This window comes from Pseudoalteromonas sp. AWM4_233 (assembly GCF_056158285.1).
The window spans coordinates 1-1071 of record NZ_JBSWSZ010000112.1; the positions used below are offsets into that span (position 1 = coordinate 1).

1 protein-coding gene is annotated in these 1071 nt (G+C 42.2%); it reads left to right on the plus strand.

The genetic code is table 11. The features are described 5' to 3' along the window. Positions 1-1040: PAS domain S-box protein (locus tag ACXAC4_RS21615; protein ID WP_475165266.1), on the plus strand; the 1040-nt coding region annotated here is incomplete at its 5' end. Positions 1041-1071: the final 31 nt, after the last annotated feature.

A 1071-nucleotide genomic window follows, 5' to 3' on the forward strand; every position in this document is an offset into this window, starting at 1 on the left:
TATTGCTAAGGTTAACGACGGTTAGATTCACCTCTTACACAGCACCTATACAAGCTAATCACGATAACTTTGTGAATGCCAATAGACAGACTCGACAAGATAAAATAGTTGGATCGAACCGAGAAGTTGAGATTTTTCGTAAAGATGGCACTAAGGTGTGGGGCAATTTATCCTTATGTCGTGTTGAGTGCGACGGTAAAATGCAATACACCGCGTTTGTACGTGATGTGACCGAACAAAGAGTACAACGAGAGTATTTAAATCAAGTGCTAGAGCAAGCCATTGATGCTGTGGTCTCAATTAACCCAGACAATATAGTCACGCAGTTTAATGCCGCTGCTGAGGCACTTTGGGGGTATGACCGCAAAGAAGTGTTAGGTAAAAATGTGAAGATGCTGGTGCCGATGGATATTCAGCAAAATCATGATGCTTATGTGAATAAAAACCGCATAACGGGTCAGAATAAAATTGTCGGCACTAGCCGTGAGGTGCCTGTTTTTAGAAAAGATGGGTCGCAAGTGTGGGGCAGTTTGGCACTATCTAAAGTGGTGATAGATGGAGATATTCATTACACCGCCTTTGTGCGTGATGTAACTGAAGAAGTCGCAAGGCGAACTACTTTCGAAACCTTGTCATTAGTGGCGAATAAAACCGACAACTCGGTGGTTATTACCGATGCTGAAGGCAAGATTGAATATATTAATCCGGGTTTTACCAAATTAACGGGTTATACCTTAGAAGAAGTGAGGGGCAAAAAGCCTGGTGACTTCTTACAAGGTCCTGACACAGATGCAAATACGGTAAAAAGAATTCGCGAAAAATTGAACGCAAAAGAAGCCTTTTATGATGAAATTTTAAACTATGACCAAGACGGTGGGTCGTATTGGATTTCGCTGGCGATTAATCCGGTATTTGATGCCGAAGGTACACTCACTAAATTTATTTCAGTTCAGGCGAATATCACCGAGACCAAAATGAAAGCGCTCGAGTTTACCTATAAGCTGGATGCGATTAGCCGTGAGGTGCTGTGTAAGAGGTGAATCTAACCGTCGTTAACCTTAGCAATACGTA